Here is a 26,556-nt window from a genome sequence, read left to right as displayed (position 1 = left end):
ACGCTCAGTCGAGGGTCGGCCAGGGGCGCGCACCCGCCGGCATGCCGCTCGAGACCCGCACGGCGCGGTGCTGCAGCCGCGGCTCGCCCCGCTGCGTGCCCTCGCGGGCACCGAGGTAGGTGAAGCCGGCGGCCTTCGCGACCCGCATCGAGCCGAGGTTGCCGTCGTAGCAGCTCCAGTGCACCTCCGGCCAGGTCAGGCAGCCCTCCGCATGCCCGACCACGGTGCGCAGCGCATCCGCCATCAGGCCCCTGCCCTGCGCTGCCGGGTGCAGCCAGAACCCCACCTCGCCCTCGAGCGTGCGCAGGCCGATGACGCCGGCGAGCGGGCCGCGCAGCGATTCGCGGATCGCCCAGACGCGCTCCTCGTGCTCGCCGCGCCAGCCGGCCGGCGCGAACTCGCGCACGAATCCCTCGGCGTCTGCGGGCGCATACGGCCAGGGGGTCTCGAGCCAGCGCCGCGCCTGCTCGGTCGTGCAGGCCTCGAGCACGCGGTCGATGTCGCCCTCGCGCAGCGCGGTGAGCACGATCTTGCCGCCCATCACCGGCAGCATCGGGCCGGCCAGGCGCGCATCAGCGGGTGCGGTCATCGCAGCCCCATGGCCTCCAGCGCGCGGCCGAGGGTCGCGTCGGCCACCTCGGCGGCGCGGTCGGCGTTGACGGCCAGCAGTCGGTCGAGCTCCGCCGGGTCGGCCAGCAGCTCGAGCGTGCGCTCCCGCACCGGTGCGAGCTCGGCGACCACCGCATCCGCCACCGCCGTCTTGAACACGCCGTAGCCCTGGCCGGAGAACTCGGCCTCGAGCGATGCCACCGGGGTGCCGGTCATCGCGCTGAGGATGTCGAGGAGGTTCGTCACGCCGGGCTTGGCGGCCTTGTCGGCGCGGATCGAGCCCTCGGTGTCGGTCACCGCCGAGCGGATCTTCTTCGCCGTCTTCGCCGGATCGTCGAGCAGCCAGACGATGCCCTTGTCGTTGTCGGCCGACTTCGACATCTTCGACTCCGGGCTCTGGAGGTCGTAGATGCGGGCGCCGTCGGCGAGGATCTGCGGCTTGGGCACCGTGAAGGTCGTCCCGAAGCGCTTGTTGAAGCGCTCGGCGAGGTCGCGGGTGAGCTCGACGTGCTGCTTCTGGTCGTCGCCCACCGGCACCAGGTCGGCGTCGTAGAGCAGGATGTCGGCCGCCATCAGGATCGGGTAGGTGAACAGTCCCACCGACGCCGCCTCCTGCCCGCCCCTTGCGGTCTTGTCCTTGAACTGCGTCATCCGGCTGGCCTCGCCGAAGCCGGTGATCGTGCCCAGCAGCCAGGCCAGCTGCGCGTGCGCCGCGACGTGCGACTGCACGTAGAGGCAGGAGCTGTCGGGGTCGATGCCGCCGGCGATGTACTGCGCGGCGAGCGTGCGCACCTGCTCGCGCAGCACCGCAGGCGACTGCGGCACGGTGATCGCGTGCAGGTCGACGATCGAGAAGAAGGCGTCGTAGCCCTCCTGCATCTGCCGCCACTGCTGCAGCGCGCCGATGTAGTTGCCGAGGTGGAGCGAGCCCGAGGAGGGCTGCATCCCCGAGTAGAGGCGGGGCTGTGCCATGAGGCTCCTAGAGGTTGTAGTCGACGACGACGGGGGCGTGGTCGGACCAGCGGGTGTCGTATGAGGGGTAGCGGTCGACGCGGTACTCGCTCGCGACGGCCGCGAGCGCGGGCGATGCCATCTGGTAGTCGATGCGCCAGCCGGTGTCGGTGTCGAACGCCTTGCCGCGCTGCGACCACCAGGTGTAGGGGCCGTCGACCTCGGGGTGCGCCGCCCTGCCCACGTCGACCCATCCGTGGCCGCGGCCGCGCACGCCGTCGACGCCGGTGACCATGCCGCTGCCGAAGAAGCGGTCGAAGTAGGAGCGCTCCTGGGGCAGGAAGCCGGCGCTCTTCTGGTTGCCGCGCCAGTTCTTGATGTCGAGCGGCGTGTGGCCGACATTGAGATCGCCCATCACCGCGACGTGGTCGGTGTGCTTCCGCAGCTGCGGCAGGCGCTTGGCCATCGAGTCGAGGAAGCGCATCTTGGCGTCCTGCTTGGGCGTGCCGACCTCGCCGGAGTGCACGTAGGCCGAGACGACCGTGAGCAGCGTCTCGCCGATCAGGAAGTCGGCCTCGAGCCAGCGGCCCTTGGTGTCGAAGGTCTTCAGGCCGATGTCGGTGCGGTGCGCGATCGAGGGCTCGCGCGAGAGCACGGCGACGCCGGCGCGGCCCTTCGCGGTGGCGGGATCGTGCAGCATGTGCCAGCCGGGCACGAGCGGCAGCAGATCCTCATCCTGCGCCCGCACCTCCTGCAGCGCGACGATGTCGAAGCCACCGGCCTCGAGCCAGTCGCCCATGCCCTTGCGGAACGCGGCGCGGACGCCGTTGACGTTGACGGAGGCGATGCGGACCATGCCCTCGAGCCTACCGACCGCCGCCGACACGCTCGCGCCCTGCGGACGACGACGGATGCGTTCCGTGACGCCGTGCGGTCCGGCCCGGTCGCGTCAGCGGCTGCGCTTGGAGAGCCGCCGGTGGGCACGCACCGCGTCGAGCCGCGGCGCCTTGCCCTCCTCGAGCCGGTCGAGCAGTCCCTGCGCCTCCTCAGGGGTCAGCCGGCCGTCGATGCCGCCCGACTCCACCAGCCGCGTGTAGCCGCGCCCGGTCGGCGTGACCGCGATGAACGCCAGCGCGATGAGCAGGATCTGCATGATGAAGCCGAGCCAGATCAGCATGATCACCGGCGCCGCGACACCGGCGAGCAGCGGGTTGTTCTCGACCGACCCGAAGAGCATCGAGGCGACGAGCTTGAGCCCGAAGAACGCCACCGCGCAGGCGGCGGCCGCCGGCACCATGTACTTCGCCGGCAGCCGCAGCCGGCCGCCGAATCGGTACAGCAGCAGCACGATCGAGGTGTCGAGCAGCAGCTGGCTGACGACGCCGAGCGCCTGGGTGGTCCAGCCCAGGCCGAGCGCCTCGGCGAAGCCCTCGGTGACCACCAGCAGGCCCGCGGAGACCACCACGAGCAGGCCGATGCCGACGGCAACGCCGAGGTCGCGCAGCTTCAGCACGACGACGTTCATCGATGGCGAGCCGAGGTCGAACATGGCGCGGAACCCCTCGCGGCTCACGGCGACCCACGAGATCGCGGTGAAGAGGATCACCACGGCACCGATGGCGCCGGCCCAGCCCGAGATGCTGAGGCTCAGCAGATCCTCGGTCGTGATCGCGCCGTTCTCGCCGAGCAGACCGGGGATCGACGAGCTGATCGAATCGATCACCGCGCGCCGCAGGCCGACGTTGCCGCCCAGCACCGCCGTGAAGATGGCGAAGGCGACGAACAGCGCCGCGAACAGCGACAGGAACGCCTGGAGCGTCATGCCCTGCGCCAGCACCGGTCCGCGCATCTCGCCGTACCGCTGCCAGGCGCGCACCGGCCAGGACCGCATGATCCGCTCGATCAGCTGCTGCATCACGGCCCCTCTCGCTTCGCTCGCGATGGTCGGGTGGCCAGCGTAGTGTGGCCGCATGAGTGCGCTCTCAGGAGTCGGAGTCGGTCGCGGTGTCGCAGTCGCGAAGGTGCTGAAGATGCCGGAGCCGCTGGCGCCGCCCAGCGACGAGCCGCTGGCGGCCGACGCCGACGGCGAGCACCAGCGCGTGCAGACGGCGCTGACCGAGGTCGCCGCCGACCTGAACGCGCGCGCCGCCGCCGCCGGGGGCGAGGCTCGGCAGGTGCTGGAGGCGGCGGCACTGATGGCGCAGGATCCGGCGATCCTCGACGACGTGCGCGCCCGCCTGGACGGCGGCGCGAACGCCGAGAAGGCGACCTGGGATGCGTACGCGGCCTTCCGCGAGATGCTCACGGAGATGGGCGGCTACATGGCAGAGCGCGCCACCGACCTCGACGACGTCGCCCAGCGAGTCGTGGCCCGGCTGCGCGGGGTGCCCGCGCCCGGGGTGCCCGCCTCGGACGAGCCCTTCATCCTGGTCGCACGCGATCTCGCTCCGGCCGACACGGCCACGCTCGACCTGGAGAAGACGCTCGCGCTCGTCACGCAGGACGGCGGGCCCACCTCGCACACCGCGATCCTCGCCCGCTCCAAGTCGCTGCCGGCGGTCGTGGGCGTGGTCGGTGCGCTCGACGCGATGGCCGACGGGCAGCTCGCGATCGTGGACGCGCGGGCCGGCACCGTCGTGCTCGACCCTGACGACGCATCCGTCACCGCCGCCCGCGCTGAGCGGGAGAGCCGGCTGGCCGCCGCCACCGCGCCGATCACCGACGGGGCGCTGGCCGACGGCACGAAGGTGCCGCTGCTGGCGAACGTCGGCTCGGCGAAGGATGCGCCGGGCGCGGTCGAGCTGGGCGCCGAGGGCGTCGGGCTGTTCCGCACCGAGTTCCTCTTCCTGGGCGCCACCTCCGCGCCGACGGTCGAGGAGCAGACCAGGGCCTACACCGATGTGCTGCAGGCCTTCCCCGGCAAGAAGGTGGTCGTGCGCGTGCTCGACGCGGGCGCCGACAAGCCGCTGTCGTTCCTGAACGACGCGCACGAGGAGAACCCGGCGCTCGGCCTGCGCGGCATCCGCGCGCTGCGGGCGAGCGAGCAGATCCTGCGCGACCAGCTGACGGCGCTCGCCAACGCACAGGCGGCGACCGAGGCCGAGCTGCACGTGATGGCGCCGATGATCGCCGATCGCGAGGAGGCCGAGTACTTCGTCTCGCTCGGCAAGGAGCTCGGGCTCGAGCGGGTGGGCGCGATGGCCGAGGTGCCGTCGATCGCGGTGCTCGCCGACCAGGTGCTCGAGGTGGCCGACTTCGTCTCCATCGGCACGAACGACCTGACCCAGTACACGATGGCCGCCGACCGGCAGCTCGGCAGCGTCTCCGCCATGCAGGATCCGTGGCACCCGGCGGTGCTGCGGCTGGTGAAGCTGCTGGGGGATGCGGGCAGCGCGGCGGGCAAGCAGGTGGGCGTGTGCGGCGAGGCCGCCGCCGACCCCGCGCTGGCGGTCGTGCTGGTGGGGCTGGGCGTGACCTCGCTGTCGATGAGCGCATCCGCGATCGCCGACGTGCGCGCGGAGCTGCTGACGGTCACGCTCGAGGAGGCGAAGGCGCGGGCGGCACGGGCGCTCGCCGCGACCTCGGCGGCCGGCGCGCGGCAGGCCGCCGCCGCGTAGGTCGAGGAGCGCTGCGCGGAGCGCGACGCGTCACGAGGCCGGAGCCGCTATCGCTTCCGCCCCGCGGCCCGCGCGAGCGCGACCGCGAACTCGCGCGCCCGCTCGCGCTCGCCCTCGATCGGCAGCACGACGCTCTCGCGCGCCACGGCGCCGACCTGCTTGCGCAGCCGCCGCCGCGCTCGCGAACGGCGCGCGGCTCCGACGGCACCGCCGACGGCCGCCCCGATCAGGCCCAGCACGATGCCCACCAGCACGCCGCCGAGCAGCCCGACGAACGGGATCGGCCAGCCGTCGAGCCAGGTCTCGGTCCCCTCGGCCTGCGGGATCACCGGCGCCACCATGCCCCACAGCGGCAGCAGGATGGGCAGCAGCAGCCAGACGCCGCCGATGACCGCCGTGATCAGGGCGAGCCACTGGATCGCCGCCAGCAGCGGCCACCACCAGGAGGCGCGCGCGCCGAGATCCGTGCGGGCGACCGCCCGGTCGAGCTCCGACGGCAGCGACTCGAGCGCATCCGCCGCATGCTCGTGGATCGCGGCGGCCCAGCCGGCGCCGAGCCCCGCCGCCGCCGAATCGGCGTAGGCGCGCACCGCGAGCCCCGCCTGGGCGCGCTGCGCGGCGTTCATCGGCGGCATGCCGGTCCGGTGCACCTCGGCGTCGCGCCCGCGCTCGCGGCCGAACGCCAGGTGCAGTCGCCGCAGCGGGTCGGGGGCCAGCCGCAGCAGCCAGGCGGTCACCGGCCATCCGGTGACCTGCCCGGCGCGCTTGCGGTACGAGCCCGCCACCGCCCGCGCGACAGCGTCGACGTTCGCCGCGCGCGAGAGGCCGCGCTCGAGCTCCTGCACATCGGCGCCGCGCAGCTTCCCCGGCACGCCTGCTGCCTCAAGACGCCGGGCGATGGACTGCACGTCTGCCGCGAGCCGCTGCGACGCCGCCTTGCGCTCCGCGGCGAAGCGCGCGATCAGTGCGCGCAGCGCGTCGATGCCGGTGCCCTCGGTCGCCGACACCGGCAGCACCTGCGCCCGCTCGAGCCCGTCGCGCCGCAGCAGCCCGCGCAGCGAGTCGACGACCTGCCCGACCTCGCCGGCCGGCAGGCGGTCGACCTGGTTGAGCACGGCGGCGGTGACGGATGCGTGCGTGGCCAGCGGCGCGATGAAGTCGCGGTGGATGACGGCGTCGGCATACTTCTGCGGGTCGACCACCCAGACGAGCACGTCGACCTGGCCGGCGAGTCGCTCGGCGATCGCCCGGTGCTCGAGCGCGACGGAGTCGAAGTCTGGCAGGTCGAGCAGGATGAGCGAGAGGTCCTGACCGGCGACGAACGGCTGCTCCATCACACGCCGCTCGCTGACCTGCAGCCAGTCGAGCAGGGCGGATGCGCCACGCGCGTTCCACACGGCCGCGAGCGGCACCGAGGTGGTCGGCCGCCGCACGTGCGTGCGCGCGATCGGCTCGCCCGCCAGCGCGTTCATCAGCGAGGACTTGCCGGAGCCGGTGGCGCCGAAGAATCCCACCACCGTGTGCTCGCTCGAGAGCGCGCGTCGCTCGCCCGCGCGCTCGGCGACGCGCCGCGCCTGCTCGAGCTCGTCGGTGGGCACGCGACCGGCGCCCAGCTCCGCCGCCTCGGAGAGCGCCCCGAGCAGCTGGTCGATGCTCGTCTCGCTCATCGGTCCGCCTCGCCCGGGCCGAGCTCGCGGATCTGGGTCGCCTCGCCCTCGATCGGCGACTCGGCCTCGTCGTCGAGCGCCTCCGCCTCGACCAGGTCGCTCGGCAGCAACGAGCGCGAGTGCTGCTCAGCCGGCGCGCCGACGGCGGCCATCGCGGTCTGCAGCCAGGTGGCGGCATCGCGCAGCGCGTCGCCGTCGGCGCCCTCCTCCACCGGGGCGAGCAGCGCATCCCAGCGGGCGGCCTCGCCATCCATCAGCACGTGCACGCGTGCCTCGAGGTCCTGGCGCGCCTGCGCGGCCAGGCGACGCACCGCATCCTCGCCGAAGATCGTCTCGAGCAGCTTCTGCCCGACGACCGCCGAGCCGCCGGCGATCGCGAGCTCGCCGCCGGTGAGCCCGCCGGTGGAGGCGAACACGACCACCATGAGCGCGACCGTGATGACGTTGAGCCCCAGCGACATCACGCGGGCCTTGGTGCGCTTGCCGGCGGCCTGCTCGGTGATCAGCTCGATGAGCGCCTGCTGCCAGTCGCGCACGAGCCGCGACGCCCGCTCGGCCAGCTCGGGCGAGGGATGCGCGAGGTCGGCGCCGCTCGTGAGCTGCCTGCCGACGGCGCTCTGCCGCACGCGCGTCCACGCCTCGGACGCCGCGCGGCCCGCCTCGTCGACCATGACGGCGTGCAGCCCCGACTCGATCTCGTGCTCCACCTCGATCGCGGGCGCCGGCCGGCCCTGGAACCAGGCGGTGACCGTGTCGCGGGTGCGGGAGAACCAGGACTCGAGCGTGCGGAAGACGTCGGAGGTGCCGACGAAGTCCTGCCAGCGCGCGAGCACCTCGCCGCGCAGCAGCACCCCGTCGCGAGTCGCGTCGCCGACGCGCTCCGCGGCATCGTGGTGGACGGTGGCGATGGTCTCGCGCAGGTCCTTCGCGACCACGATCTGCTCGTCCCTCGCCTCGGCGACGGCGCGCGCGGTGACCCCGAGCCGCTCGACCGTGCCGGCGAGCGTGCGCCCGGCGATGCGAGCGCGCTCGGCGCGGTCGCCGGCGATCGCGGTGAGCCAGCCGCGGATGCCGGCCACCGCCTGCTCGGGCAGCATGCCGCGGTCGTCCAGGGCCGACTCGGCGACGACGAACACCGGCGCAGTGCCGAGCCCGCGCAGCCCCAGCATCTGGCGCAGGTCGGCCTCGACCTCGGCCTCGGCCCCTGGCGGCACCCGGTTCAGCACGACGCCGACGGTGATGTCGCGCGCGGCGGCGTCGTCGAGCAGCTTCCACGGCACGGCGTCGGCGTAGCGGTTGGCGGTGGTGGCGAACAGCCACAGGTCGGCCGCGGCGAGCAGCTGGGCGGCGAGCTCGCGATTCTCGTCGGCGATCGAGTCGACATCGGGCGCGTCGAGGATCGCCAGGTCCCGCGGCACCCGCTCGTCGGCGACCAGCACCACCGAGCCGATCTGCGCGGCATCGGGCTCCTCGCCCGCCTCGTTCGAGGGCGCCTCGCGCACCGTGCCGGTGACGCGGGCGAGGCCGGGCAGGATGCGCGTGGAGGCGAACCAGGCGGCGTCGGCAGGGGAGTGCAGCAGGATCGGCTGCCGGGTCGTCGGGCGGATGACCCCCGTGCGGGTGACGGGGATGCCCACGAGCGCGTTCACGAGCGTCGACTTGCCCGCACCGGTGGAGCCGCCGACGACCGCCAGCAGCGGTGCCTCGAGGTTGCTCAGTCGCGGCTGGATGTAGTCGTCGATCTGCCGCACCGCCGACCTGCGCGCATCCCGCGCGGCATCGGCGCCGGCGACCGACAGCGGCAGCGCCACGCCGTCGAGCTCGCTGCGCAGGGCGCCGAGCCGGTCGAGTGCGGCGATCGTCGTGTCGTTCACGCGGCCAGTCTGCCCCACATCGCACCCGGCGCCGCGTCCGCGCCGCCGACCCAGGTGGCCCGCCGCCGACTATCGGAGCGCGAGCAGCTCGACACCGCCGAGCGCCAGCAGGCCGAAGGCCACGCCCCAGACGACGATCGAGATGCACTGCCACAGGATGACGGCGTTGCGCGAGGCGCCGAAGGAGACCATCGCGCCCGAGGTGATCTGGCTCGGCAGCAGCGTCTGGCCCAGTAGGCTCACGCCCGGGACGCCGAAGCGGTCGAACATGCGCTTGAGCCGCTGCCGCCGCGGTGAGGCCTCCTCGGGCGTCTCGCGACGATCCAGCACCTTCCTGCGGGTCGCGTCCGCGGCGAGCACGAACCCGAGCATCGAGATCGCGTTGCCGGCGATGGCGGCGACGATCGCGACGACGGGGTGGAGGCCGACCAGGATGCCGATGACCGAGCCGAAGTAGCTCTCGACGAAGGGGATCGCGCTGATGAGCATGATCCCGAGCCACTGGGCCCAGCCGGGCAGGCCTGCGGTGAAGTCGGAAAGGGCTTCGAGCACGGGTGGTTCCTCCGATCGGCGGGACTCGCCAGGTGACAAGTCGGCTTGACATGACAAGTGTGCTTGTCATCGACGGATGTGTCAAGTACGCTTTCCATATGGAGAGTCGCGTCCGAGAGCTCAGGCTCCAGCAGTCGCTGTCGCAGCAGGCGCTCGCGACCGCCATGGGCGTCTCGCGCCAGACCATCAACGCGATCGAGACCGGCCGCTACGACCCCTCGCTCACCCTCGCCGTGCACCTGGCCCGGCACTTCGAGACCACCGTGGAGGAGCTGTTCGATGTCGACGCATAAGCGACTGGGGATGTCCTGGTGGAATGCCGTGCTGACCGCGGTGGCGCTCGCGGCCGCCGTGCTGTTCGCGGTGCTCGCGCAGTGGGGCGTCGCGATCATCTTCCTCGCCGCCGCCGTGGTCATCGCGGCGAGCGCGATCTACGCGCGATCCGGTCGCGCGAGCGACATCCACCGCCTGAATGCGATCGAGTACGTCGACGAGCGCGACCGGGCGATCGGCGCGCAGGCCTTCGCCATCCTGGGCGTGTGCGCGATGGTGATCGCGATCGGCGTCTTCATCGCGGCCATGCTGCTGACACCCTCGGGGCCCATGTTCTGGGTGGCGTGGGCGCAGATCATCCTGCTCACCATCGCGTGGGCAGTGGCGAACGTCGTCGCCGTGCGTCGCTCGTAGCGTCGCCGGCGCAGACGACGAAGGCCGGATCCCCGCAGGGTCCGGCCTCCGTCGATGCAGGTCAGCTCAGAGCTTGACGCCCGTCATCATGGCCTGCTTGACCTCTGCGATGGCCTTGGTGACCTGGATGCCGCGCGGGCACGCATCCGTGCAGTTGAAGGTCGTGCGGCAGCGCCACACGCCCTCCCTGTCGTTGAGGATGTCGAGGCGCACCTGGCTCGCCTCGTCGCGCGAGTCGAAGATGAAGCGGTGCGCGTTCACGATCGCGGCGGGGCCGAAGTACTGGCCGTCGGTCCAGAACACCGGGCACGAGGTGGTGCACGCGGCGCACAGGATGCACTTGGTGGTGTCGTCGAAGCGCTCGCGCTGCGCGATCGTCTGGTGGCGCTCCTTCTCGGGCTTGCCGGTGGCCTGCAGGAACGGCTGGATCTCGCGGAAGGAGTCGAAGAACGGCTCCATGTCGACGATCAGGTCCTTCTCGAGCGGCAGACCCTTGATCGCCTCGACGTAGATGGGCTTCGAGGTGTCGAAGTCCTTCACCAGCGCCTTGCAGGCGAGCCGGTTCTTGCCGTTGATGCGCATGGCGTCCGAGCCGCACACGCCGTGGGCGCACGAGCGGCGGAAGGCGAGCGAGGGGTCCTGCTCCCACTTGATGCGGTGCAGGGCGTCGAGGATGCGCTCGGTGGCGAACATCTGCACGTCGTAGTCGACCCAGCGCGGCTCGTCGTCGATCTCGGGGTCGTAGCGGCGCACGATGACGGTGACGGGGAAGCTCTGGGGTTCCTCGATCGCGTCTGCTGCCTGCACCTGGCGGTCAGCGGCCTCGGCGGCCGAGTCCACCGGCTCGGGGGTGGTGTCGTTGTCGGTGATCTGCGTCGCAGCCATCAGTACTTCCTCTCCTGCGGCTCGTAGTGCGTGAAGCGCACGGGCTTCCAGTCCAGCCGGATCTCCTGCGGCAGACCGATGTCGCCCGCCGTGCGGTAGGCCATGGTGTGCTGCATGTAGTTCTCGTCATCGCGCGTCGGGTAGTCGTCGCGCATGTGGGCGCCGCGCGACTCCTTGCGATTGATCGCCGAGACGACGACGATCTCGGCCAGGTCGAGCAGGAAGCCCAGCTCGACCGCCTCGAGCAGATCGGTGTTGAAACGACGGCCGCGGTCGTGGATGCGCACGTTCGGGTAGCGCGTCCGGAGCACCGCGATGTCGGCGAGGGCCGTCTGCAGCGTCTCGTCGGTGCGGAACACCTGGGCGTTGCGGTCCATCGTCTCCTGCAGCGCCTTGCGGATCTCGGCGACGTTCTCGGTGCCGGTGCCCTCGCGCAGCTGCGCGAGCAGCTTCACGACGCCGTCGGCGGCGTCCGCGGGCAGGTCGACGAAGTCGGCCGTCTGCGCGTACGCGACGGCGTTGTTCCCGGCGCGCTTGCCGAACACGTTGATGTCGAGCAGCGAGTTCGTGCCCAGGCGGTTGGCGCCGTGCACGGAGACGCACGCGCACTCGCCGGCGGCGTACAGGCCCGGGACCACGGTCTCGTTGTCGGCCAGCACCTCGGCGTCGTTGTTCGTCGGGATGCCGCCCATCGCGTAGTGCGCGGTCGGGTAGACCGGCACGCGCTCGGTCACCGGGTCGACGCCCAGGTAGGTGCGGGCGAACTCGGTGATGTCGGGCAGCTTCGTCTCGAGCACCTCGGCGCCCAGGTGGGTGCAGTCGAGGTAGACGTAGTCCTTGTGCGGGCCGGCGCCGCGGCCGTCGAGCACCTCCTGCACCATCGAGCGGGCGACGATGTCGCGCGGCGCGAGGTCCTTGATGGTCGGGGCGTAGCGCTCCATGAAGCGCTCGCCCGAGGCGTTGCGCAGGATCGCGCCCTCGCCGCGAGCGCCCTCGGTGAGGAGGATGCCGAGGCCGGCCAGGCCCGTCGGGTGGAACTGGTAGAACTCCATGTCCTCGAGCGGCAGGCCCTTGCGCCAGACGATGCCGACGCCGTCGCCCGTGAGCGTGTGGGCGTTCGAGGTGGTCTTGTAGATCTTGCCGAAGCCGCCGGTCGCGAAGATGACCGACTTGCCCTGGAAGACGTGGATCTCGCCGGTCGCGAGCTCGTAGGCGACGACGCCGGAGACGCGCTTGACGCCGTCGATCTCCGCCATCACGAGATCGAGCACGTAGAACTCGTTGAAGAACTGCACGCCGTGCTTGACGCAGTTCTGGTACAGCGTCTGCAGGATCATGTGGCCGGTGCGGTCGGCCGCGTAGCAGGCGCGGCGCACCGGCGCCTTGCCGTGGTCGCGCGTGTGCCCGCCGAAGCGGCGCTGATCGATCTTGCCCTCGGGCGTGCGGTTGAACGGCAGGCCCATGTTCTCGAGATCGTAGACCGCGTCGATCGCCTCGCGCGTCAGGATCTCAGCGGAGTCCTGATCGGTGAGGTAGTCGCCGCCCTTGACGGTGTCGTAGGTGTGCCACTCGTTGCTGTCCTCCTCCACGTTGGCGAGCGCTGCGGCCATGCCGCCCTGCGCCGCACCCGTGTGGGAGCGCGTCGGGTAGAGCTTCGTGATGACCGCGGTCGAGGCCTTCGGGGCCGACTCGATCGCGGCGCGCATGCCGGCGCCGCCGGCACCCACGATGACGACGTCGTGCTGGTGGTAGTGGATGCCGTCGGTGACGGAACTCTGATCAGCCATGTACTGGGGATCTCCGAATCGTGCTTAGAGCTCTGCGCAGAACGAAGGCAGCAGCGAGAGGTCCGCGCCCTCGGGGCACGGGTTGAACGTGAACGTGATGAGGGTGCCGAGGATGATCAGCACCGCGGCTGCGATGCCGATCGCCCACAGGGCGACGGTGCGGATCATCGGCTTGTGCACGTAGTCGTTGACGATCGTGCGCATGCCGTTCGAGCCGTGCAGGATCGCCAGCCACAGCATCAGCACGTCCCACCACTGCCAGAACGGCTGCGCGAGCTTGCCGCCCACGAAGCCGAAGTCGACCGCGCGGATGCCGCCGGGGGTCCAGAGCAGGTTGAACGCCAGGTGGCCGAAGATCAGCACGATCAGCACGACGCCGGAGGCGCGCATGAAGATCCAGCCGGCCTTCTCGAGGTTCGGGCCGCGACGCCCGGCCGAGCGGGCCGGGTAGGCGTAGTTCGGATTCTCGATCGTGGCGGTCATCACGCGCCTCCTTCGGGCGAGAACACGTTGATCAGGTGCGTCGGCGTGAAGTACAGCATCAGCACGGCGACCAGTCCCATCACGATCCAGAACAGCAGGCGCTGGTGCTTCGTCGCCCACGGCCACGCGTCGACCAGGATGATGCGCAGGCCGTTCATGGCGTGCAGCACGACCGCGCCGACCAGCACGACCTCGCCGAGCCCCATGATCGGGTTCTTGTACGTCGCCATCACTGCGTTGTACGCCTCTGGACTCACGCGGATGAGCGCGGTGTCGAGCACGTGCACAAGCAGGAAGAAGTAGATCGCCACACCGGTGATGCGGTGGAGCACCCACGACCACATGCCCTCGTTGCCGCGATACAGCGTGCCGCTGAACGTGGTCTTCCGAGGACTGGGGTCGGGGAGGGTGAGGCTGCTCGATGTCTCAGACACGCGCGTTCCCTCCGTTGTTCGACCGGGCAAGGTTCTTCCATCCTATGCCTCTGGCGAACACCGCCAGGGACGGTCCGCCGCTTACGCGTCGACGAGGTCGTCCACGCCGCGCAGTGCGCGACGGGCTGCGCCCTCGTAATGGCCGATCAGCTCGTCGACCACCGCTCCCCACGACCGGCCGAGCACGCGACGGCGGCCGGCCTCGCCCATCCGCGCCCGCATGCCGGGGTCGACGACGAGCCGCTCGACCGCGTGACGAAGGTCGGATGCGTCGTCGGTCGTGAAGAGGAACCCGGTCGTCCCGTGGTCCACCAGGTCGATCGGGCCGCCGGCACGCGGGGCCACGACGGGCAGGCCGCTGGCCGCCGCCTCCTGCAACGTCTGGCCGAAGGTCTCCTCGGCGCCGGTGTGCACGAAGACGTCCATCGCGGCGTAGGCGGCGCGCAGCGAGGAGCCGCCGAGCTGGCCGAGGAAGACGGGCTTGAGGTCGGCGAGCTGCCTGCGGGTCTCGGTCATGCCGGGGCCGTCGCCGACGATCGCGAGCCGGATGCCGGGCATGCCCGCGAGCGCGCGCAGCCGGTCGAGCCCCTTCTCGGGGGCCACGCGGCCGACGTAGCCGACCACCGTCTCACCTCCGGGCGCGATGCGTCTGCGCAGGTTCGCGGCAGCCGGGCCCTGGCGGTTGTCGGGGTGGAAGCCGTCGAGGTCGACGCCGCGGGTCCACCGGTGCACGCGCTTGACGCCCGCGGCCGCAAGGTCGTCGATCGCGGCGCTCGAGGGGGCGAGCGTGCGGTCGGCGCTGTTGTGGATGAGCCGGATGATCTGCCAGGCGAAGGCGGAGCCGGCGCCGAGCCGGTTGCGACGCGCGAAGCCGGCGACATCGGTCTGGTAGATCGCCACGCTCGGCAGCCCGATGCGCGCCGCCTCGGCGATCGCCTGACCGCCGAGCATGAACGGGCTCGCCGCATGCAGGATGTCGGGCTGGAAGCGCGCGAGCAGGGCTGCCACCTGCGGGCTGGGCAGGCCGACGGGGAAGCGCCGATAGGCGAAGGAGGGCACCTCGTGCACGGGCACGCCGCGGTAGTGCACCGGTGCGCCGCAGCGGGGCGTGATGACGACGGCCTCGCGGCCGGTGTCGACCAGGTGGTCGAGCACCCGGCAGACGGAGGTGGTCACGCCGTTGACGGTCGGCAGGAAGCTCTCGGTCACGATCGCGACTCGCTCGATGCTCACGGCTCCACGGTAGGACGCCCGCGTGGACGCAGCCGGGAGCGGCCGGTGAACGGCCGGTGAACGAGCGGTGGGGATCGGCTGGGTGCGGCTGGCTAGGCTCGCACCGTGGCGACTCTCGACGACTTCTACAGCATCATCCCTGCGGGCGGCACCGGTTCGCGCCTCTGGCCGCTCTCGCGCGCGGACGCGCCCAAGTTCCTCCACGACCTCACCGGCAGCGGCAAGACGCTGCTGCGCGCGACCTACGACCGGTTGAGCCCGCTGTCGGGCCCCGGCCGCACGATGGTGGTCACCGGGCGCGCGCACCGGGCAGCCGTCGAGGCGCAGATCCCCGAGCTCGAGGACGCGAACATCGTGCTCGAGGCCGATCCGCGCGACTCGACCGTGGCGGTGGCGCTCGCGGCGGCGATCCTGCGCCGGCGCGAGCCCGACGTGATCGTCGGCTCGTTCGCCGCCGACCACGTGATCGACGACGAGCGCGCGTTCCGCCGGGTGACGGCCGAGGCCGTCGCAGCCGCGCGCGCGGGCTACATCGCCACGATCGGCATCACGCCGACCGAGCCGGCCATCGGCTTCGGCTACATCCGCGCCGGCGACAGCGTCGGCGTCGCGGACGCACCGCGCGCGGCGATCGTGCGGGAGTTCGTCGAGAAGCCGTCCGCCCAGGTCGCCCAGCGGTACCTCGACGAGGGCGACTACCTCTGGAACGCCGGCATGTTCATCGCCCGTGCCGACGTGCTGCTCGCGGAGCTCGCCTCGGAGGAGCCGGAGCTCGCCGCGCAGATCGAGGAGCTGGCCGAGGCCTGGGACGAGCCGGCCAGGCGCGGCCCCGCCGTCGACCGCATCTGGCCGCAGCTGCAGAAGATCGCCATCGACTACTCGGTGGCGGAGCCCGCGGCCGCCCGCGGCCGCATGGTGGTCGTGCCAGGCGACTTCGACTGGGACGACGTCGGCGACTTCTCGGCCGTCGCGAAGCTGCACAACAACGGCCGGCGCGGGCGGCTCGCGATCCTCGGCACCGAGGGGACGGTGCTCGCCGACTCGGCGAGCGGCATCGTGGTCTCGCAGTCGAAGCGCATCGTCTCCGTGGTGGGCATCCACGACGTGGTGGTCGTCGACACCCCGGATGCGCTGCTGGTCACCACGACCGACAACGCGCAGCGCGTGAAGCAGGTCGTCGACGCGGTGCGGCGCTCGGGCAACACCGACGCGCTCTGACGAGTGCAGCCCTCCGCCGCGGCGCGTGCGCCGACGGCGTACGCGCCGCCGGTTACGATTGCGCCACCGCACGAAGGAGTCGCCCTTGTCCCGCACGCTCGCTGTCCCTGCGCTCGCCGCCCTCATCCTGCTCGCAGGCTGCGCCGCGCCCCCGCCCGCTGGATCGGGCGCTTCGGCCGATCCCGGTGCCGAGCGGTCGCTCGAGTGCGCACAGATGGTCACGAACTCCGGCGGTCTCAACGACCGCTCGTTCAACGAGACCAGTTGGGCAGGCATGGAGCGCGCGCAGCAGGAGCTCGGCGTCGAGGTCAACGCGCTCGTCTCCACCAGTGAGAGCGATCTGGCCCCCAATGTGGCGGCCGCCGTCGAGACCGGCTGCGGCTTCGTGCTGACGGTGGGCTACGAGCTCGTCGCGGCGACGGGGGAGCAGGCAGCGGCCAATCCCGAGGTGCAGTTCGCCATCGTCGACGAGTTCGTCGAAGGCCCCAACGTGCGCTCGATCGTCTTCGACACCGCGCAGGCGGCCTACCTCGCCGGCTACACCGCCGCATCCGTCACCGAGACCGGCATCGTCGCCACCTTCGGCGGCGGCAATCAGCCGCCGGTGACGCTGTTCATGGACGGCTTCGCGGCCGGCATCGACGCCTACAACGAGGCGAAGGGCGCCGAGGTCGAGCTGCTCGGCTGGGACCCGGACTCGCAGGACGGCACCTTCACCGGCGACTTCGAGAACGTCAGCCTCGGCCAGACCCAGACGCAGGCGTTCATCGCACAGGGCGCCGACGTGATCCTGCCGGTCGCCGGTCAGGTCGGCGAGGGCGCCTTCCGCGCCTCGCTCGACGCCGGCGGCGAGGCGCTGGTGATCTGGGTCGACAACGACGGCTACGACACGCTGCCGGCCGAGTTCCGGCCGCTGCTGCTCACCAGCATCCTGAAGAACACGGAGGATGCCGTGGTCGGCGCCGTCGCGGACGCCGTCGACGGCACGATCTCGGACGAGCCCATCATCGGCACGCTCGAGAACGGCGGCGTCGACATCGCACCCTTCCACGACCTCGACTCGCGCGTCAGCGACGAGACGACGGCGGAGCTCGATGCGCTGCGGCAGCAGATCATCGCCGGCGAGATCACGGTGGAGTCGCCCTCGAGCCCCTGAGCGCGACTCAGCGATTGCAACGATTGCGTTGCGGTGTAACCGGCACGGCGCGCACGGGGCGAGCGCGGCTCTATGCTCGACCCAACATGCGCTACGCCGCGCCGCGGCGAGCATCCTTTGCACTGGAGGAATCCCTTGAGGAAGACCACTCGATCCGCCCTCCGCGGCGGCGCGATCGCGCTCGGCGCGTCGCTGCTGCTCGCCGGCTGCGCCGCTGCGCCGGAGGCACCCGCTGAGTCCGAGCCGACGGGCTCGGAGCCCGCCGCCACGGCCGACATCACGCCCTGCATCGTCTCCGACTCGGGCGGCTTCGACGACCGCTCCTTCAACCAGCTCGGGCTCGAGGGCCTCGAGGCCGCAGCAGAGTCGCTCGGCGTCGAGCCGATCTCGGTCGAGTCGCAGTCCGCTGCCGACTACGCGCCCAACCTCTCGAGCGTCATCGACCAGGGCTGCAACATGATCGTCTCGGTCGGCTTCTCGCTCGCCGAGGCGACCGCCGCGTCGGCTGAGGCCAACCCCGACCTCAACTACGCGATCATCGACGACAGCTCGATCGACCTGCCCAACGTGCAGCCCATCGTGTACGACACGGCGCAGGCGGCCTTCCTCGCCGGCTACGCCGCCGCCTCCTACACCGAGACGGGCATCATCGCGACGTGGGGCGGCCTGCCGATCCCGCCGGTGACGATCTTCATGGATGGCTTCTACGAGGGCGCCATGTACTTCAACGAGCAGAACGGCACGGACGTGCAGGTGCTCGGCTGGGACCCGGAGGCGCAGGACGGCTCGTTCACGGGCGGCTTCGAGGCCGGCGTCGAGGCCAAGTCGATGGCCCAGACCTTCATCGGCCAGAACGCTGACGTGCTGCTGCCCGTCGGTGGCCCGATCTTCCTGTCGGCCGCAGAGGCGATCCGCGACGCGGGTGACGACTCGGGCATCGTGCTGGTGGGCGTCGACGCCGACCTCTACGAGACCTCGACCGAGAACGCCGACCTCTTCCTGACCTCGATCCTCAAGGGCATGGCGACCGGCGTCGAGACGGTCGTGAACCAGGCCGCTGCCGGCGAGTTCTCGAGCGAGCCGTACGTCGGCACGCTCGAGAACGAGGGCGTCGCGCTTGCGCCGTTCCACGACTTCGAGGGCGCTGTCGACCCGGAGCTGCAGGGTCAGCTCGACGAGATCACGGCCGGCATCATCGCCGGTGACATCGTGGTCGAGTCGCCGTCCAGCCCGCAGCAGTAGGCGCACATCGCGCGTGGGGGTCGGCGCCTGCCGGCCCCCACACGCGTGAGCGGCACCGGGCCCGTCTGCGCGCTCGCGCGCACACCCACTAGATTCACTTGCGTCGTCACCGTCGTCGAAGGAAGGCACATGACCCTCGAGCTCAAGGGCATCACGAAGCGCTTCGGCGCGCTCACCGCCAACGATCACATCGACCTCGAGGTGAACGCGGGTGAGATCCACTGCCTGCTGGGTGAGAACGGCGCCGGCAAGTCCACCCTCATGAACGTGCTCTACGGCCTGTACCAGGCCGACGAGGGCCAGATCCTGCTCGATGGCGAGGTGCAGCGCTTCTCAGGCCCCGGCGACGCCATGCGCGCCGGCATCGGCATGGTGCACCAGCACTTCATGCTGATCCCGGTCTTCACCGTCGCCGAGAACGTGCTGCTCGGGCACGAGAAGGCGCTCGGCGGGCTCGCCGGCGCCAAGCAGAAGGTGCGTGAGATCTCCGACCGCTTCGGCTTCCACATCGACCCGGATGCGAAGATCGAGGATCTGCCCGTCGGTGTGCAGCAGCGCGTCGAGATCATCAAGGCGCTGTCGCAGGATGCGAAGGTGCTCGTGTTCGACGAGCCCACCGCCGTGCTGACGCCGCGGGAGACCGATGAGCTGATGGCGATCATGCAGCAGCTCCGCGACGAGGGCACGGCCATCGTCTTCATCACCCACAAGCTGCGCGAGGTGCGCGCGATCGCCGACCGCATCACGGTCATCCGCCTGGGCAAGGTGGTCGGCGAGGCGAGCCGCGAGGACTCCAGCAACGAGCTGGCCTCCATGATGGTCGGCCGCGCAGTAGAGCTGACCGTGCAGAAGAGCCCGCCGGTGCTCACCGACAACGTGGTCGAGATCCGCGGGCTCACCGTGCTGGACGCCATCGGCCAGAAGGTCGTCAACGACGTCTCCTTCGATGTTCGCGGCGGCGAGGTGCTCTGCATCGCCGGCGTGCAGGGCAACGGTCAGACCGAGCTGACCGAGGCGATCATCGGGATGCAGCCGCGCGCGACCGGGTCCATCACGCTCAACGGGCTCGAGCTGCAGGGGAAGTCGGTGCGCGAGGTGCTCGACTCGGGCGTCGGCTTCGTGCCGGAGGACAGGACGGTCGACGGCCTCGTCGGCGACTTCACGATCGCCGAGAACCTCATGCTCGATCGCTACCGGGGCGAGCCGTTCGTCAAGGCCGGGTCGATCGACCGGGCCGTGCGCGATGCGTTCGCGACCGAGAAGCTGGGTGCCTTCGACATCCGCGCACAGGGCATCGACACGCGTGTCGGCACGCTCTCCGGCGGCAACCAGCAGAAGGTGGTGCTCGCTCGCGAGCTGGGTCGCCCGCTGGCGCTGTTCGTCGCCTCGCAGCCCACCCGCGGCCTCGATGTCGGCTCGATCGAGTTCGTGCACAGCCAGGTCATCGCCAGCCGCGACGCGGGCATCCCCGTCATCGTCGTCTCGACCGAGCTCGACGAGGTGGTCGGGCTGGCCGACCGCATCGCGGTGATGTATCGCGGCGGCGTCGTGGGCGTCGTGCCAGCGGACACCAGCCGGGACACGCTCGGCCTGATGATGGCCGGCGAGCCTCCCGCGGGTGCGCCCGCAGACCCGACCGACCCGAGCGAAGGAGCGGCAGCGTGAACGACACGCCTCGTGACGCCGACGATCCCATCGAGCCCGTCGAGCGAGGCCGACCCGGCGGCTCGCCCGATTCCGGCGTGCAGCCGACGGTGGTGCACGCGCCGCAGACGGCCGCGGTCGCCCCGGCGGCTCCGACCCCTGGCGCCTCCGACGACCGCACCGTCGAGGACGACGATCCCTGGGGCAGTGCCTTCCGGCGCATCATGGGCGGCAACCTGATCATGGCGCTGCTGGCCATCGTCGCCTCGCTCGTCGTCGGCGGCATCCTGATCGCCGCGACGGACGAGCGCGTGCAGGCCGCCAGCGGCTACTTCTTCGCTCGCCCCGGCGACATGCTGGGTGCGATCTGGGAGGCCGTCTTCGGCGCCTACTCGGCACTCTTCCAGGGCTCGATCCTCAACTTCTCGCGCCCTGAAGCCGGCTTCGCCACCATGATCAAGCCGCTCACGGACACGCTGAACTTCGCCACCCCGCTGATCGCCGCGGGCCTGGGCGTCGCGATCGCCTTCCGCGTCGGCCTGTTCAACATCGGTGGCCGCGGCCAGATGCTGTGGGCCGCTGCCGCAGCCGGCTGGGTCGGCTTCAGCTTCCAGCTGCCGCCCGTGCTGCACGTGCTGGTCGCCATCGCGGTCGGCATCGTGGCCGGCGCGATCTGGGGTGCCGTTGCTGGTGCGCTCAAGGCCTTCACCGGCGCGCACGAGGTGATCGTGACGATCATGCTCAACTTCGTCGCGCTCTGGTTCATCACCTGGATGCTGCGCACGCCCGGCCTGCTGCAGAATCCCGCGAGCAACAACCCGATCTCTCCACCCATGCCGGATTCGGCGACGCTGCCATCCATCTTCGGACCGCCGTTCATCCTGCACTGGGGCTTCGTGCTGTCGGTCGCGGCAGTGATCTTCTGCTCCTGGCTCATCAACCGCTCGAGCCTGGGCTTCCAGTTCCGGGCCGTCGGCTACAACAAGAGCGCCGCGCTGAACGCCGGTATGGACGTCAAGCGGCTGACCGTGCTCGCGATGGCCTTCGCGGGTGGCTTCATGGGTCTCGCCGGCGCGCAGCAGGTGACGGGGGCGGTCACGACCGGCTTCACCTCCGGCATCGACGCCGGCATCGGCTTCGACGGCATCACCGTGGCGCTGCTGGGCGGCTCCACCCCGTGGGGCACCTTCTTCGCCGGTCTGCTCTTCGGCGCGTTCAAGGCCGGCGGCTTCCGCATGCAGGCGGCCGAGGGCGTGCCGATCGACATCATTCTCGTCGTGCAGTCGTTCATCGTGCTGTTCATCGCCGCGCCGCCGCTGGTGCGAGCGATGTTCGGGCTGCCGCAGCCGGGCAAGAAGTCGCGCAGGCAGCGTCGTGACGAGGCCGCGCTGAAGGCGATGACGCAGCAGAAGGGAGTGCAGTCGTGACCACGCAGCAGCCTGCAGAGGTGCAGCCGTCCGCCGACGAGCGCATCGATCTGGAGCGGGCCGTCGTCAAGCACTGGAAGGCGCCGATCTCCTACGCCGTCCTGACGGTCGTCTCGTTCATCCTGATGGTCCTGCTCGCCCGCGATGGCCTCGCGCGCCTGCGCCTGGCCTCCGGCGGCGACTTCTTCCAGATCCCGGATGCGCTGCTGCCGGTGCGTGCCACGGGCATCGTCGTCGTGGTGGTGCTGGCGCTGCTGACCGCCTTCTCCTTCTGGGCGGCCGCGACGGTGCGGAAGGTCGGCGCCTGGCTGCCGGTCGTCTTCGGCATCGTGTTCGTGGTGGGCTTCCTCGTCTGGGCCGGCGCCGGTGCGATGATCCCGATCCCGGGACTGCTCTTCGCCACCGTCGGGCTCTCCGTGCCGCTGATCTTCGGCGCCATGGGCGGCGTGATCTCCGAGCGAGCCGGTGTCGTGAACATCGCCATCGAGGCGCAGCTGCTCGGCGGCGCCTTCACCGGCGCCGTGGTCGCCTCGGCGACCGGTTCGACGATCGTGGGCGTGGTCGCGGCCATGGTCGCAGCGGTGCTGGTGTCGATGGTGCTGGCGGTGTTCGCGATCCGCTACTTCGTCGAGCAGATCATCGTGGGCGTGGTGCTCAACGTGCTGATCGCCGGGCTGACCAACTTCTTCTACTCCTCGGTGCTCACCGACAACCCAGCGCTCAACTCGCCCGATCGCCTGCCGCGGATCAACATCCCGGTGCTCGAGAACATCCCGCTCATCGGCCCGGCGCTGTTCAACCAGACGGTGATCGTCTACGCGATGTACATCATCGTGCCGCTCATCGCCTGGGGTCTGTTCAAGACCACCTGGGGCCTGCGGCTGCGCGCGATCGGCGAGCACCCGCTGGCGGCCGACACGGTCGGCATCAACGTGCCCCGGCTGCGGTTCTGGAACGTGTCGCTGGCGGGAGCCGTCGCCGGCCTCGGCGGCGCCTACTTCACGCTCGACTCGAACGGCGCCTTCACGCGCGAGATGACGGCGGGCCTGGGCTACATCGCGCTCGCTGCGGTCATCTTCGGCCAGTGGCACCCGATCAAGGCGACCGGGGCAGCGCTGCTGTTCGGCTTCGCCTCCGCGCTGCAGCAGACGCTCGGCGCGATCGGCTCGCCGGTGCCGAGCGAGTTCATGCTGATGCTCCCGTACGTGATCACCATCCTCGCGGTGGCCGGCTTCATCGGGCAGTCGAGACCGCCCGCCGCGAGCGGCAAGCCGTACAGGAAGCAATGACCGCGATCGATTGGGAGTCGCTGCACGCCCGCGCGGTGGAGGCGAGCGCGAAGGCCTACGTGCCCTACTCGCGCTTCCCCGTCGGGGCGGCGGCGCTCGTCGACGACGGCCGCGTGGTCGCCGGTGCGAACATCGAGAACGCCGCCTACGGCGTCACCCTGTGCGCGGAGTGCTCGCTCGTGAGCGAGATGGTGATGGGCGGCGGCGGCAAGCTCGTCGCCTTCGCGTGCGTGAACGGCTCCGGCGAGCGGCTGATGCCGTGCGGCCGCTGCCGGCAGCTGCTCTTCGAGCACGCGGCACCGGGCATGCTGCTCGACACCGTCAGCGGCATCCGCACGATCGACGAGGTGCTGCCGGATGCCTTCGGTCCCCGGCAACTGGACGAGTACGCAGCGCAGAGGGAGGCCGGGCACCGTGGCTGAGGCATTCGACGCCGTCGACATCATCCGGGTCAAGCGCGACAAGGGAGCGCTCTCGACCGCGCAGATCGACTGGCTGATCGACGCCTACACGCGCGGCTACGTCGACGACCCGCAGATGGCGGCGCTGGCGATGGCGATCCTGCTCAACGGCATGGACCGCCGCGAGATCCACGACCTGACGATGGCGATGATCGCCTCCGGCGAGCGGATGGACTTCTCCTCGCTCGACGCGCCGACGGTCGACAAGCACTCCACCGGCGGCGTCGGCGACAAGATCACCCTGCCGCTCATGCCCCTGGTGGCCGCCTTCGGCGCTGCCGTGCCGCAGCTGTCGGGCCGCGGCCTCGGGCACACCGGCGGCACGCTCGACAAGCTCGAGTCGATCCCCGGCTGGCGCGCCGAGCTCACGAACGACGAGATGCTCGAGCAGCTGCGCACCGTCGGCGGCGTGGTCTGCGCCGCGGGCGCCGGCCTGGCGCCGGCCGACAAGCGGCTCTATGCGCTGCGCGACATCACCGGCACCGTCGAGGCCATCCCGCTCATCGCATCCTCGATCATGTCGAAGAAGATCGCCGAGGGCACCGGCGCGCTCGTGCTCGACGTGAAGTTCGGCTCCGGCGCGTTCATGCAGGAGTTCGAGCGGGCGCGCGAGCTGGCCATGACGATGGTCGAGCTGGGCCGCGACGCGGGCGTCGAGACGCGAGCGCTGCTGACCACCATGGACACGCCGCTGGGTCTCGCGATCGGCAACGCCAACGAGGTGCGCGAGTCGGTCGAGGTGCTCGCCGGCGGCGGCCCCGCCGACGTGGTGGAGCTGACCGTCGCCCTGGCGCGGGAGATGCTGGATGCGGTGGGCCAGCCCGATGCGGACGTCGAGGCGGCGCTCGCCGACGGCCGGGCGATGGACGTCTGGCGGAGGTTCGTCATCGCGCAGGACGGCGACCCCGACGCGGCGCTGCCGGAGCCGCGCGAGACGCACACCGTGGTCGCGGAGGCCGACGGCATGCTGGCTCGGCAGGATGCGCTGCCGTTCGGCATCGCCGCGTGGCGCCTCGGCGCGGGCCGGGCGCGGGCGAGCGACCCGGTGGTGCACGCGGCGGGCATCGACCTGCACGTGAAGCCCGGCGACGCCGTGCGCAAGGGCGACCCGCTGTGGACGATCTCGGCCGACGATGCCACGCGCATCCCGCGCGCGCTCGAGGCGCTCGAGGGCGCCTGGGAGCTCGCCGCGCCCGGCACGACCATCGAGGTGCCGTCGATCGTGCGCGAGCGCATCGCCTGATCTGCGTCCAGGAACCCTCCAGCAGACTTCCAGGTTCGCGGTGCGGGTCACTGCTTGACTGAGTACCCCCACCCGCGAGGAGATGCGCCATGTCCGACTACCAGAGCCCCTACCAGCCGGGTGCTCCCGCCGAGCGGCTGCAACCCGGTGGCTACGCGTCGGCCGAGCCGAAGACGCTCTCGATCGTCAGCCTCGCCATCGGCATCGTCTCCCTCTTCCTGGGCTTCACCTTCCTCATCCCCATCGCCGGCCTCATCGTTGGCATCATGGCGAAGGGCCGCGAGCCCGCGGGCCGCACGATGGCCAACTGGGGCATCGCGCTGAACATCGTCGCGCTCGTGCTCGGCCTGCTGCTCGTGCTGCTGTTCGGCGGGATCGTGCTGGCAGCGCTGGGCATGGCGGGCTTCGCCGCCTGACCCGCGCGCAGATCCGCGTCGCGGGCCGCTACGATCGAGGTTCCAGGCACCCGGACGACGGAGGCGGCATGAGCCGGTACGAGGTCGATGGCGTCGATATCCAGACGCTGCCGAAAGTCAGCCTCCACGACCATCTCGACGGCGGGCTGCGGCCGCAGACCATCCTCGAGCTCGGCGACGAGATCGGGCTCGAGCTGCCCGCCGATGATGCCGAGTCGCTGGCCGCGTGGTTCGCGGCGCAGTCGAACTCCGGCTCGCTGCCGGAGTACCTGCAGACGTTCGACATCACGACGGCCGTCATGCAGACCGAGCACGGCCTGCACCGGGTGGCGAAGGAGTTCGTGCTCGACCTCGCCGAGGACGGCGTCGTCTACGGCGAGATCCGCTGGGCCCCGGAGCAGCACCTGCTGCGCGGCCTCACGCTCGATCAGACGGTAGAGGCCGTGCAGGCGGGCATCGAGGAGGCCATCGGCCTGGTTGCCAGCCACGGCGGCCGCATCCGCGTCGGCCAGCTGGTCAGCGCTATGCGCCACCTCGACCGCGCCGACGAGATCGCGCAGCTCGCCCTCCGCCACCGCCACACGGGTGCCGTCGGCTTCGACATCGCCGGGCCGGAGGACGGTTTTCCCGCCTCGCGCCTGCAGTCCGCGTTCGACACGCTCGCGAAGGCGCACTTCCCGGCCACCGTGCACGCCGGCGAAGGGGCGGGCATCGACTCGATCGCCGACGCGCTCTTCAGCGGACGGGCGCTGCGGCTGGGCCACGGCACCCGCATCGCCGAGGACATCGTGGTCGAGGAGGAGACCGACGACGCGGTCGTCGTGCGGCTGGGAGAGATCGCCGAATGGGTGAAGGACCGCCAGATCGCGCTCGAGGTCAGCCCCTCCTCCAACCTGCAGACCGGCACGATCGCGCAGTGGGGCTCGGCGCTCACCGACCACCCGATCGACCTGCTGCACCAGCTGGGCTTCTGCGTCACCGTCAACCCCGACAACCGGCTGCAGTCGGGCACGACGCTCACGCGCGAGCTCGGCCTGCTGGTCGACGCGTTCGACTGGGGCCTCGACGACCTCGAGCAGGTGACCCAGAACGCCGCGGCTAGCGCGTTCTGCAGCTTCGACGACTTCGAGCAGCTCGCGGACGAGATCGCCGACGGGTACGACGCCGCACGATGACGCTTCCGCTCGACCAGGCGACGTTCTCGCCAGGGGTCCACGCCGCCGACTGGCGTGCCGCCGTGCGCGCCGCCGGGGTCGATCTGGTGACCGCCGGTGCGGTCGGGCGCGCCTACGTGGACGAGCTCGTGCAGCAGATCGAGCAGTCGGGCCCCTATTGCGTGGTCGCGCCCGGCGTCGCGGTGCCGCACGCGAAGGCCAGCGCCGTGGTGCGCCGCGACGCGCTCGCGGTGGTCGTGCTCGACGAGCCGGTCGCCTTCGGCCACGCGCACCACGACCCCGTCCGGGTCGTCATCGGCCTCGCCGCGACCAGCCCCAAGCGCCACCTGCAGATGCTGGCCGAGCTCGCCAACGCCCTCGACGCATCCGGGGTCATCGACCGCCTCACGACCGCGGCCACCCGCGACGAGGCGATCGCCGCGCTGCGCGCCTGACTGCGCGCCTGACCGCGCCGGGCTGCGCGACCGGGGCTGCGCGCGCGTGATGGTGCCGGGCGGCGCCGCGCC

General features: G+C 71.3%; 26 protein-coding genes. 14 read left to right on the top strand and 12 right to left on the bottom strand.

From position 1 onward, the window contains the following. Nucleotides 1-4 precede the first annotated feature (4 nt). The 4 genes from J1M46_RS08280 to J1M46_RS08265 all read right to left on the bottom strand — a co-directional run bounded on the left by J1M46_RS08280 (nt 5) and on the right by J1M46_RS08265 (nt 3,475). Nucleotides 5-589 (bottom strand): GNAT family N-acetyltransferase, encoded by a 585-nt coding sequence (locus tag J1M46_RS08280; protein WP_206447381.1) that lies wholly within the window; start codon nt 587-589, stop codon nt 5-7. After that, the gene (trpS, locus tag J1M46_RS08275) at nt 586-1,581 is read right to left on the bottom strand and encodes a tryptophan--tRNA ligase (protein WP_206447380.1); all 996 of its coding nucleotides are present in this window, start codon (nt 1,579-1,581) and stop codon (nt 586-588) included. The genes J1M46_RS08280 and trpS overlap by 4 nt, the downstream gene beginning before the upstream one ends. Before the next feature lie 7 nt (nt 1,582-1,588). Further along, nucleotides 1,589-2,416 (bottom strand): exodeoxyribonuclease III, encoded by an 828-nt coding sequence (locus J1M46_RS08270; protein ID WP_206447379.1) that lies wholly within the window; start codon nt 2,414-2,416, stop codon nt 1,589-1,591. A 93-nt stretch (nt 2,417-2,509) separates the two neighbouring features. Further along, nucleotides 2,510-3,475: a YihY/virulence factor BrkB family protein gene (locus tag J1M46_RS08265; protein ID WP_206447378.1), complete on the bottom strand. Its 966-nt coding sequence runs from the start codon at nt 3,473-3,475 to the stop codon at nt 2,510-2,512. A 55-nt stretch (nt 3,476-3,530) separates the two neighbouring features. On the opposite strand from J1M46_RS08265, the gene ptsP reads away from it, so the two are divergent. Continuing rightward, nucleotides 3,531-5,177, top strand: a complete 1,647-nt coding sequence (gene ptsP / locus J1M46_RS08260) for a phosphoenolpyruvate--protein phosphotransferase (protein ID WP_206447377.1) — start codon at nt 3,531-3,533, stop codon at nt 5,175-5,177. 47 nt (nt 5,178-5,224) lie between these two features. Here the strand turns inward: ptsP and J1M46_RS08255 are convergent, their stop codons facing one another. The 3 genes from J1M46_RS08255 to J1M46_RS08245 all read right to left on the bottom strand — a co-directional run bounded on the left by J1M46_RS08255 (nt 5,225) and on the right by J1M46_RS08245 (nt 9,270). Beyond that, nucleotides 5,225-6,844: a GTPase family protein gene (locus tag J1M46_RS08255; protein ID WP_206447376.1), complete on the bottom strand. Its 1,620-nt coding sequence runs from the start codon at nt 6,842-6,844 to the stop codon at nt 5,225-5,227. Beyond that, on the bottom strand, nt 6,841-8,718 hold the full coding sequence (locus tag J1M46_RS08250; protein WP_206447375.1) for a dynamin family protein: 1,878 nt from the start codon (nt 8,716-8,718) through the stop codon (nt 6,841-6,843). The genes J1M46_RS08255 and J1M46_RS08250 overlap by 4 nt, the downstream gene beginning before the upstream one ends. Before the next feature lie 69 nt (nt 8,719-8,787). Beyond that, nucleotides 8,788-9,270, bottom strand: a complete 483-nt coding sequence (locus J1M46_RS08245; protein ID WP_206447374.1) for a hypothetical protein — start codon at nt 9,268-9,270, stop codon at nt 8,788-8,790. 98 nt (nt 9,271-9,368) lie between these two features. Here J1M46_RS08245 and J1M46_RS08240 point away from each other — a divergent pair, with 98 nt between their 5' ends. Both J1M46_RS08240 and J1M46_RS08235 read left to right on the top strand, forming a co-directional pair. After that, nucleotides 9,369-9,563 (top strand): helix-turn-helix transcriptional regulator, encoded by a 195-nt coding sequence (locus tag J1M46_RS08240; protein WP_206447373.1) that lies wholly within the window; start codon nt 9,369-9,371, stop codon nt 9,561-9,563. Further along, nucleotides 9,550-9,957 (top strand): hypothetical protein, encoded by a 408-nt coding sequence (locus J1M46_RS08235; RefSeq protein ID WP_206447372.1) that lies wholly within the window; start codon nt 9,550-9,552, stop codon nt 9,955-9,957. Before J1M46_RS08240 ends, J1M46_RS08235 begins: the two co-directional genes overlap by 14 nt. A 66-nt stretch (nt 9,958-10,023) precedes the next feature. Here the strand turns inward: J1M46_RS08235 and J1M46_RS08230 are convergent, their stop codons facing one another. The 5 genes from J1M46_RS08230 to J1M46_RS08210 all read right to left on the bottom strand — a co-directional run bounded on the left by J1M46_RS08230 (nt 10,024) and on the right by J1M46_RS08210 (nt 14,779). After that, on the bottom strand, nt 10,024-10,842 hold the full coding sequence (locus tag J1M46_RS08230; RefSeq protein ID WP_206447371.1) for a succinate dehydrogenase iron-sulfur subunit: 819 nt from the start codon (nt 10,840-10,842) through the stop codon (nt 10,024-10,026). Continuing rightward, complete coding sequence (sdhA, locus tag J1M46_RS08225; RefSeq protein ID WP_206447370.1) at nt 10,842-12,629, bottom strand: succinate dehydrogenase flavoprotein subunit; 1,788 nt, start codon at nt 12,627-12,629, stop codon at nt 10,842-10,844. Before sdhA ends, J1M46_RS08230 begins: the two co-directional genes overlap by 1 nt. A 24-nt stretch (nt 12,630-12,653) precedes the next feature. Beyond that, entirely contained in the window at nt 12,654-13,112 is a 459-nt protein-coding gene (locus tag J1M46_RS08220) for a succinate dehydrogenase hydrophobic membrane anchor subunit (RefSeq protein WP_206447369.1), read from the bottom strand. Beyond that, nucleotides 13,112-13,546, bottom strand: a complete 435-nt coding sequence (gene sdhC, locus J1M46_RS08215; protein WP_206447368.1) for a succinate dehydrogenase, cytochrome b556 subunit — start codon at nt 13,544-13,546, stop codon at nt 13,112-13,114. Before sdhC ends, J1M46_RS08220 begins: the two co-directional genes overlap by 1 nt. Nucleotides 13,547-13,627: 81 nt before the next feature. After that, on the bottom strand, nt 13,628-14,779 hold the full coding sequence (locus tag J1M46_RS08210; RefSeq protein ID WP_206447367.1) for a glycosyltransferase: 1,152 nt from the start codon (nt 14,777-14,779) through the stop codon (nt 13,628-13,630). Nucleotides 14,780-14,884: 105 nt separating this feature from the next. On the opposite strand from J1M46_RS08210, the gene J1M46_RS08205 reads away from it, so the two are divergent. The 11 genes from J1M46_RS08205 (at nt 14,885) to J1M46_RS08155 (ending at nt 26,484) form a co-directional block, all read left to right on the top strand. Then, complete coding sequence (locus tag J1M46_RS08205) at nt 14,885-15,997, top strand: sugar phosphate nucleotidyltransferase (protein WP_206447366.1); 1,113 nt, start codon at nt 14,885-14,887, stop codon at nt 15,995-15,997. 85 nt (nt 15,998-16,082) lie between these two features. Next, nucleotides 16,083-17,153, top strand: a complete 1,071-nt coding sequence (locus J1M46_RS08200; RefSeq protein ID WP_241249065.1) for a BMP family lipoprotein — start codon at nt 16,083-16,085, stop codon at nt 17,151-17,153. Between the two features lie 135 nt (nt 17,154-17,288). Beyond that, entirely contained in the window at nt 17,289-18,395 is a 1,107-nt protein-coding gene (locus tag J1M46_RS08195; protein ID WP_241249064.1) for a BMP family lipoprotein, read from the top strand. 129 nt (nt 18,396-18,524) lie between these two features. Then, nucleotides 18,525-20,060: an ABC transporter ATP-binding protein gene (locus J1M46_RS08190; RefSeq protein ID WP_206447364.1), complete on the top strand. Its 1,536-nt coding sequence runs from the start codon at nt 18,525-18,527 to the stop codon at nt 20,058-20,060. After that, complete coding sequence (locus J1M46_RS08185; protein WP_342384323.1) at nt 20,057-21,466, top strand: ABC transporter permease; 1,410 nt, start codon at nt 20,057-20,059, stop codon at nt 21,464-21,466. The genes J1M46_RS08190 and J1M46_RS08185 overlap by 4 nt, the downstream gene beginning before the upstream one ends. Beyond that, nucleotides 21,463-22,755: an ABC transporter permease gene (locus J1M46_RS08180; RefSeq protein ID WP_342384322.1), complete on the top strand. Its 1,293-nt coding sequence runs from the start codon at nt 21,463-21,465 to the stop codon at nt 22,753-22,755. The genes J1M46_RS08185 and J1M46_RS08180 overlap by 4 nt, the downstream gene beginning before the upstream one ends. Beyond that, the gene (locus tag J1M46_RS08175; RefSeq protein WP_206447363.1) at nt 22,752-23,177 is read left to right on the top strand and encodes a cytidine deaminase; all 426 of its coding nucleotides are present in this window, start codon (nt 22,752-22,754) and stop codon (nt 23,175-23,177) included. The genes J1M46_RS08180 and J1M46_RS08175 overlap by 4 nt, the downstream gene beginning before the upstream one ends. Beyond that, nucleotides 23,113-24,459, top strand: coding sequence for a thymidine phosphorylase (locus J1M46_RS08170; RefSeq protein WP_206447362.1), 1,347 nt, complete (start codon nt 23,113-23,115; stop codon nt 24,457-24,459). The genes J1M46_RS08175 and J1M46_RS08170 overlap by 65 nt, the downstream gene beginning before the upstream one ends. Before the next feature lie 89 nt (nt 24,460-24,548). Then, complete coding sequence (locus J1M46_RS08165; protein WP_241249063.1) at nt 24,549-24,875, top strand: DUF4190 domain-containing protein; 327 nt, start codon at nt 24,549-24,551, stop codon at nt 24,873-24,875. Between the two features lie 68 nt (nt 24,876-24,943). Continuing rightward, nucleotides 24,944-26,050, top strand: a complete 1,107-nt coding sequence (locus J1M46_RS08160) for an adenosine deaminase (protein ID WP_206447361.1) — start codon at nt 24,944-24,946, stop codon at nt 26,048-26,050. Then, entirely contained in the window at nt 26,047-26,484 is a 438-nt protein-coding gene (locus J1M46_RS08155; RefSeq protein WP_206447360.1) for a PTS sugar transporter subunit IIA, read from the top strand. Before J1M46_RS08160 ends, J1M46_RS08155 begins: the two co-directional genes overlap by 4 nt. Nucleotides 26,485-26,556 lie beyond the last annotated feature (72 nt).

Origin of the sequence: Agrococcus sp. KRD186, from assembly GCF_017168255.1 — a bacterium.
Classification (GTDB): domain Bacteria; phylum Actinomycetota; class Actinomycetes; order Actinomycetales; family Microbacteriaceae; genus Agrococcus.
Note: the sequence above shows the minus strand (reverse complement) of the source record. Positions and strands in the feature narration are given on the sequence as shown.